The 4,901-nt window shown below is 36.0% G+C and carries 6 protein-coding genes and 1 pseudogene; all 7 read right to left on the bottom strand.

The genetic code is table 11. The features are described from left to right. Positions 1-221: 221 nt before the first annotated feature. A pseudogene (locus SORDD27_RS08295) lies at positions 222-425 on the bottom strand (DUF4176 domain-containing protein); the annotation flags it as partial. A 101-nt stretch (positions 426-526) separates the two neighbouring features. Further along, complete coding sequence (locus SORDD27_RS08290) at positions 527-796, bottom strand: DUF4176 domain-containing protein (protein WP_061421768.1); 270 nt, start codon at positions 794-796, stop codon at positions 527-529. Next, positions 789-1,550 carry a hypothetical protein gene (locus SORDD27_RS08285; protein WP_061428483.1) on the bottom strand — a complete coding sequence of 254 codons (762 nt, stop codon included), beginning with the start codon at positions 1,548-1,550 and terminating at the stop codon, positions 789-791. The genes SORDD27_RS08290 and SORDD27_RS08285 overlap by 8 nt, the downstream gene beginning before the upstream one ends. A gap of 3 nt (positions 1,551-1,553) precedes the next feature. Further along, positions 1,554-2,897 (bottom strand): T7SS effector LXG polymorphic toxin, encoded by a 1,344-nt coding sequence (locus SORDD27_RS10420; protein WP_231069333.1) that lies wholly within the window; start codon positions 2,895-2,897, stop codon positions 1,554-1,556. A gap of 82 nt (positions 2,898-2,979) precedes the next feature. After that, positions 2,980-3,273 carry a DUF4176 domain-containing protein gene (locus SORDD27_RS08275; RefSeq protein ID WP_061420490.1) on the bottom strand — a complete coding sequence of 98 codons (294 nt, stop codon included), beginning with the start codon at positions 3,271-3,273 and terminating at the stop codon, positions 2,980-2,982. 10 nt (positions 3,274-3,283) lie between these two features. Next, a complete protein-coding gene (locus SORDD27_RS08270) occupies positions 3,284-3,964 on the bottom strand; it encodes a hypothetical protein (RefSeq protein ID WP_061421771.1) in 681 nt (226 codons plus the stop codon). 84 nt (positions 3,965-4,048) lie between these two features. Continuing rightward, positions 4,049-4,901: hypothetical protein (locus tag SORDD27_RS10415; RefSeq protein WP_231069332.1), on the bottom strand; the 853-nt coding region annotated here is incomplete at its 5' end.

Here is a 4,901-nt window from a genome sequence, read left to right as displayed (position 1 = left end):
ACCATTTGAATCAATCCCCAAAAGTGAGAAACTTTTGGGGAAAGGCTCTTATCAAGTTCAAGTACAAAGGATTGCTGATGCCAACCATACCTCCAATTGCAGAGTAAGCTATTGTCAGGTCTGGATATTTATATTACATCAGTGACCAGTCTACCTATTCTTCATTATAACATTTTCTCACCATATAGAAAATCCTAGAATAGAATCCTAGGATTTGTATGTCATTTTTTGAAGTCTTCTATGGTGAAATGGTCATAGCTGATTTTTGAGACTTCCTCATCATAACGATTCAAAAAGTCTTGAAATCGACGATCGATGTAGCCGAAGAAGAGCACTTCATCTATATCCTCTTTGTTAAAGAAGATAATGTTTTGATTAATGAGTCCTAGTGGAAGACTGACAGCTCCAAAGTCAAAATAACCTTGCTTGCCGTCCTTTTCAGTTTATCAAAACACTTCCTACTACTCCTTCATTATTCATTTTGTTAGTAACGAAAGTTTTCACAATCTGTTAATAAAACTCAGACCTATTTATCGCTAGAAATGAACTCTTCTAATCTTGTGATAAACTCTTTCTCAAACTCTGTTACGTGAGCTTTAAATAACACCTGCTCAATTTTCTCAGCATCAAACAAATACATTGACTGGGAATCTTCAAAGCCTTGAGGGTTTAGGACCCCAGAATAATCAAAAACTTTCCCTTCACTATTCTGTTGATAGCGCCCGACAATCATAATAGGTTGAGTCCCATTCTTTAATAAAACAGTTGTTCCGAGTGGCAACCAATTTTTATTCATCTCTATTTCTCCAATTCTTTATGATATTATAAATAAAATGTATCAGTATTGCTACTAAAAATGCGAATAAAGGGCGTAATGATACCAAGCTTACACCCACAACAAGGAAGGCTGACAAAAAATAAATGATAAACGCCTCTAACTTAGATGGTCTTCTCTCCTCTGGAAGCATATCTAAATGTTCCTTCGTTATAGCTGAGCGATCATCGAATTGATAAAAGAAACGATATCTTGCAGATAAAGAATCAATATTTAAAAAGTCATATCCCCTAATATAATCAATTACGTAAAACATCAGTAAATTGTCAATTTCGTCAATATTTTTAGTATAGAGAGAAAAGTTTCTCTTTCCAGCAATTGCAATATTACTTGCAGCATAAACGGCAATCGGAATGCCATCTTTTGTGACAGGTAGAATATCTCCTTTACTACCTGAACTTACACACGTCATTTCATAGTTACTTAAATTGAATTGCAAAAGCCCATGCCAGTATGCTTGTCCCCATAAATGATCAAGTCTTTTTTCTTCATAATAAATCAAATCCTTATTTAACCCTCTTGCGACTATTCTTTTCCTCTTAGAAATGAATTCTGATTCTTTCAATACAAGAATTTCTACATCTTTTGCATATAGACGGTAACCTTCCTCTTCTTGAACGATTTCAATTCTTTCAGTCCAATGTTCATCATCAGGTAATTTTGACTGAAGTATAAATCCTTCTGAGTTTCCACGTAATTGTAATTGTATTTCCATGTTTTACCACCCTATTGATAAGCCCAATCCAAATGGTCCTAGTTTCATTTTTGCCTCTGCTTTTTCAGTTGTTACTCCCACTTTTGCCCTAGCAGAAACACCCACTCCAGCAGAAGCACTTACATCAATCGTAAGACCAAATATTTTAAATCCAGCTTTGGCTTCTCCTTCTACAATATAAGCATCAGCTCCCGCCTCTAATTGGACTCCTCCCTTCAGTTTTCCTTCCCTATTAGTAAAAAAACCAATTTCGCCGCTTGCATCTGCCGAAGCTGTATATGCAGATCCAGAAAGTTTTGCATGGATATCGTTGCTATCATCTCCCCAGCGAGTATGCCCTTCCGCCTCAGCGCCGGTAATTTTAGCTTTAGCTTTAGCTCCAATGCCATATTTTTGAGAAAGTTTTTTATTTTTTGAGCCACCTTTTTTACTTTCTTTGGCAGACAGTGGTGACTTGATTATACCAGCAGAAACATCTGCCTTAAGTACCGAAACTTCACCGCCTAAATTCTTATCACCTGCAGTAGTTTTCCCAGCATAAGCTTCAAATCCCACATCTAGATCGGAAAAATCATCATCAACCACAACTCCAGGTGGGAGCTTCTTAATTTTTTCTCCACTATACTTAGACTCAGCTAATCGTTTGGCTAAATCATTCTGTAACTCTACTTTCTTTCCTCCACTATGCACAGCCTTAGTATATTCTGCAACATCGTTTTTAAAACCTGTACTACGATAATAACTTCTTGCCGCGTATTCGGTATATGGAGTGCTTGAACGAAGGGCGAGAAACTTTAATTGCTTATTTTGAACATTTATCAAATCTGTAAAGCTACTATCTCCAACAAGTTGATTAAAAGCCTCCATATTCTTTATGGTATCATCTAAACTCTTGACTGCTTGATTATAACTTGTATTCACACTATCCAAGCTTGGATTCGTCAACGTTAGGATATCACTTATCCCTGCATAGATATTTTGTGTCTTACTGGAACTACTCTTTAATCCCTCAATCGGATCTTTCATCCGTTGCTTGATGCGTTCTAGGTATTCTGTCTTAATAATGGCACTGTTGTCAGTCTCTGACACCGTGTCTTGAAAGAGCTTCACAAGTCCATCATAGCGACTGACAATGCTATCTAGGGCATTGACATAGTTATCAACCAGTGGTATTTGATAGTTGGTCACCTTCTGGTTAATGGCATCCTTCACTGCGCCTTTGAGGCTATCGGTTGAAACGACCTCTGATAGACGACTTCTCGAAACAGATAGCTGCTCCTTGATACTATTTACCGAAATAACTAACAACTCTTTTTGAACTCGAACTTCGGATACATCAATCTTCATTCACTATCTCCCATCTATATACGCTAGAAACAATGCCCTCATTGAAATACTCTCTGCGAAAGGACAATTACACCATTATATATTATTCTGTTTTTCCTTTTTTAATGCTACTTTCAATAGAGCCAAGCCATTTCTTATATAATTTAACAAAACGCTCTTCATCAATATCACTATATCCTTTGAACACAATATCATCAATATCTTCATGATTAAAATAATAAACTTGCTCTGGATTTAATCCTTCTGGAAATAGAGCTCCAGTATAATCAAACAATACATCCTGACCTTCCTGCTCTACAATAGCGCCCCTATTTAAAATCATAACTTTTTGGTTTCCACCAGATAAATAAACAATAGTTCCAATAGGCAAAATCATAACTTTCTCCTTATTTTACAATATAAAATTTATGTCTTTTAACTACAAATAATAAATTAAAAAACCTAGCAAATAACAGCTGATAGAATCCTAAACATCCAAAAACAATTAACAAAATAAAATTTGATGAAGCAACTCCCATAAAAAGACAGATTGGAATTCCTAAAAAACAACTTAAAAAATCAACTATTTTTTGAGGAAATTTGATGAAGCTTTTTCTTGGTTCCTCTACTCTTCGTAAAATACTTTTTTCATCTACCAAAATAGGGATTTCATCTGTATTTGACTTAAAGATAAGAAAAGAAATCAGTAATATAGCTCCACAAAAAATCATTGATAACCAAAGATACCATGATTCTCTAATTATCGAATTATTAAAAATCAACAGTGGGTTAATATGTTTTGGTAGAATCAAAAGAAAAACTAGTACAATGCCAATACTATACTCCAGTAAGCTTCCTTGAAATTGATCCATTATTCTCCAAGTTGTTGTTTTTATACTAGCATTGTCAACTTTATAGATGGGATACTCTGTATTATATTTCGGGAATAACCCAAACAAATAGGTGCGTACATCCTTGGGATTTGAATAATCTATTATATATTCTTGATTGGAAATCCTTATCAGGTAATATCTATTATTCACACGCCCAACTAAACTAACTTTATAACGTCTATTCGACACTTTCATTACCCACCACCTCATATTTTATAGCTCTACTCGTAGGCTGAAACTCAATAAATTTAATCAGAATAATGGATCCGGTACAAACACCTACCATCCAAATGCTCCTTTCAGAGAAGAAAGTGAGTTACTGAGTGCTTTACCTACTCCGTTTAGTATATCTCCTGCACCATCTACAACATCTCTAAACGGCTTAACATTTTTATAAAGAGCTTTAATTCCAACTGAAACGGCTGCTCCCACAACAACAGCTGCTCCCAAGCCTACTATAAACGGAGCTCCTGCAAAGGCAGCACCGACTGCCATTCCAGCGAGAACACCAGCACCTGTCGCTACTGTGCTGTAACTTATCGCTCTGCCAACATTATGATATTCGTTATAATACTCTTTAGCCTCTTCGTAGGCTCCTAATGCAATCAGACCGCGACCTCCCCACTTAGCAATGAACCCAATCGCTTTACTAGCTGTGCCTGAAAGTCCTTTTAACTTACCAGATAGCCACTTCCTAGGCTTAAAACTGTCTCTAACAAATTTTCCATTTTCTCGTGGTTGTAATCTAGCTCCCCATGATTTCCCTATATTTTTTCCTTGTTTTATAATAGTTTCTTTAGTAGATTCTAAAAACTGACCTAAACTCTCTTTGGACCATTCTGAAAAATCTGTAATCTTCTCAAAAGTGTCTTTCAACATATTCTCCCATGTATAAGACATTTTCCCTTGCTCTACCGTCCCACTATACTTAGACTCGGCAAGCTGTTTTGCGAGAGCATTTTGGTACTTCACAGCTTTGGAGTTGCTATGGATAGCTGTGTGTATCTCTGAAACTGAGTTTTTAAACTGAGTTCGATTATAATAATTTCTCGATACGCGGTTCCCATACGGAAGAGAGGCATAACCTGATAGTGTTGCGATTTCACTATTTTGCATATCTATAAGGTCAAAT

The sequence above is a fragment of the Streptococcus oralis genome, from assembly GCF_001579025.1.
GTDB classification, from domain to species: domain Bacteria; phylum Bacillota; class Bacilli; order Lactobacillales; family Streptococcaceae; genus Streptococcus; species Streptococcus oralis_X.
Note: the sequence above shows the minus strand (reverse complement) of the source record. Positions and strands in the feature narration are given on the sequence as shown.

What these genes read in the sequence shown, in the direction of transcription:
- SORDD27_RS08290 (WP_061421768.1), bottom strand. Translation starts at nt 796, where the DNA reads ATGAATAAAAATTGGTTGCCACTCGGAACAACTGTTTTATTAAAGAAT.
- SORDD27_RS08285 (WP_061428483.1), bottom strand. Translation starts at nt 1,550, where the DNA reads ATGGAAATACAATTACAATTACGTGGAAACTCAGAAGGATTTATACTT.
- SORDD27_RS10420 (WP_231069333.1), bottom strand. Translation starts at nt 2,897, where the DNA reads ATGAAGATTGATGTATCCGAAGTTCGAGTTCAAAAAGAGTTGTTAGTT.
- SORDD27_RS08275 (WP_061420490.1), bottom strand. Translation starts at nt 3,273, where the DNA reads ATGATTTTGCCTATTGGAACTATTGTTTATTTATCTGGTGGAAACCAA.
- SORDD27_RS08270 (WP_061421771.1), bottom strand. Translation starts at nt 3,964, where the DNA reads ATGAAAGTGTCGAATAGACGTTATAAAGTTAGTTTAGTTGGGCGTGTG.